The sequence below is a fragment of the Methyloceanibacter marginalis genome, from assembly GCF_001723295.1.
GTDB lineage: Bacteria > Pseudomonadota > Alphaproteobacteria > Rhizobiales > Methyloligellaceae > Methyloceanibacter > Methyloceanibacter marginalis.
This window is the reverse complement of record NZ_LPWD01000328.1, coordinates 1-2,185: the sequence shown is the minus strand read 5'-3', so window position 1 is coordinate 2,185 and position 2,185 is coordinate 1. Positions and strand designations below refer to the sequence as shown.

2 protein-coding genes and 1 pseudogene are annotated in these 2,185 nt (G+C 64.9%); all 3 read right to left on the bottom strand.

The features are described 5' to 3' along the window. Nucleotides 1–16: 16 nt before the first annotated feature. On the bottom strand, nt 17–478 hold the full coding sequence (locus AUC71_RS11875) for a hypothetical protein (protein ID WP_069624434.1): 462 nt from the start codon (nt 476–478) through the stop codon (nt 17–19). Next, a complete protein-coding gene (locus AUC71_RS11870; RefSeq protein WP_069624433.1) occupies nt 475–1,353 on the bottom strand; it encodes a DUF58 domain-containing protein in 879 nt (292 codons plus the stop codon). The genes AUC71_RS11875 and AUC71_RS11870 overlap by 4 nt, the downstream gene beginning before the upstream one ends. Continuing rightward, nucleotides 1,350–2,185: pseudogene (locus tag AUC71_RS17925) on the bottom strand (AAA family ATPase); the annotation flags it as partial. The gene AUC71_RS11870 and the pseudogene AUC71_RS17925, both read right to left, overlap by 4 nt.

The window sequence follows — 2,185 nt, the reverse complement described above, 5'->3', positions numbered from 1 at the left end:
GGTACGGCGTCCGGTCTCAGATACCTACCGGCCCCTCCTCGGGCTGCTCGGGAATCACCTCGCGCAGCGGAGACATGACGAAGTTGAACGGCGGCACCTTGGCCACCGCGATCTCTTCGCCGTCGGTGAAACGCAGCGCGAGCGCCGGCAGGCTTCGCGGTTCCGGCGACAACGGCACATAGAGGGTCTGATAGACCAGCTTGAGGCGGTAATGCGTCCGCCCACTCTCCTCGCGTTCGTCGACCTCGACCGATTTCAGATCGAGCCAGTAGGAGAGCCGCCGCGGCGCGGGCCGGGAGGCAGCCTCGAGCCGATAGGGCTCGGCTACCGTCACCACAATCTCCCGCGTGAGCAGATCGCCAACGAAATAGCCGAAACCGCGCGGGTCGATCGTACCGATCGAAAGAATAGGCGAAGGCGCTTCCTGCGCCGCGAGCGGGGTCACAATGAAGATCAGCGCGGTCAGCAACCGGATCACGCGGCGTCACCCATGAGATAGGCTCCGAACCTGTCCCAGTCGATCCGCCCCACGACCTGGAAGGGCGGACGCCCATAGCGCATAGCGAGCGCACGCAAGGCCTTTGCCGCCTCCGCCTCCTCACGCATGAGCGCCGCGCGTAGAGAAGGTCGCATGGCATAGAGCCGTCTGCGCCCGGTTTCGAGGTCGGCAAGCGACACCAGACCGTAGCGCGGCAGATCCCGCGTCTCTCGTGGATCGCGCAATACGATCGGAATAACATCGTGTTGCGACAGCGCCTCGAACACCGCTTCAATCAGATCTAGCGGCAGGTAGAAGTCGGAGACGACGAAGACGAGCTTGCGCCGGCCTGCGAGATACGACGCCCCTTCGAGCAGTCCCTCGGCGCCGTGGCCTTTGGGCACGAAAGCGCGCAGATTGGCCACCATGTCCGCCTCGGTGCCACGCGAGCGCGTTGCGGGTAAAAGAAACTCTGGAACAATGGTCTCGTCGCACCCGATCAAGCCAAAGGCATCGCCGATGCGCCGTGCCGATGCGGCAAGAGCGCCGCAGAGATCGGCGACGACCCCCATCTTGTCCACGCTCCCGGCGAAGCCCATGGAGGCCGAGACATCGACCAACGCATAGACGGTGACCGAAGTTTTTTGTTCAAAGCGCTTTACGTAGAGGTTCCCGAAGGGATCGCGCAGCGACATGCGCAGATCGATACGGCGCGGATCGGGCGAACGCACGAGAAGATCGTGGTCACGGAAAAGTCCCCCAGCGCCCTCCACCTTGCCGCGATGAGCGCCGATCCGCACGCCGGCCGCGCGCCAGTCGAGCCGGTATGGCACATCGACTTGGGGCACGCCTTGGCCTGGCGCGGCATCACTCATGGTGCCGGTACCGTGGCAAACACTTGGCCGAACAGCGCCTGGACCAGGGCATCGCGGCGAAGCTCGTAGATCGGGTCGAGAAAGACCCGGTGCGACATCACTTCGGTGAACACCGTGCGCAGATCTTCCGGCACCACCATGTCGCGTCCGTCGAGCCAGGCCGCCACACGGCCCGCGCGCACGAGATAGGCCATGCCGCGAGGCGAGGCCCCCCCTTGCACGAGCCGGGACATGTCCACGCCGTCGATGTCGATACCTACGGAGACCGGGTCACGCACGGCATTCCACAGATCGAGCGTATAGCGCTCGAGCGCCTCGCTCGCGTGGATTTCGGCCTGGATGGCTCGCGCCACGTCGCTCAAGACGCGATAGTCGAGCACGTCTTCCGGCACGGTCCGCACCAGAGCATCGGCGTCATAGAAGCGCGGATCGAAGGCGAGTGCCCGGCGGATGTCCCGGTCTTTCGGCGTCTCCATGGTGATCTCCATGAAGAACCGGTCGCGCGCGCAGCCGGCAACTCGAACGTCTCCTCCCGCTCGATGCGGTTCCGGTCGGCAAACACGAGCAGATAGGGAAATGCATGTTCCCGGTTGAACGCGGTCAGGCTGCGCTCTGCCATCAGCCGGAGCAGCAGCGAATGGACCTGCGGCCGGGCGCGATTGATTTCATTGAAGAAGAAGACAGTGAGGTCTTCGCCGTGGCGCAACGCCGGCCCGGGGTCGACGCGCGGACGCCCGTCTCGCCGAGATAGGTGTAGTAGACGAGATCCGCGGGCATGAGGTCGATCGTGCCTTCGACACGTTCGAAGGCGCCACCAAGCGCCCGCGCCGCG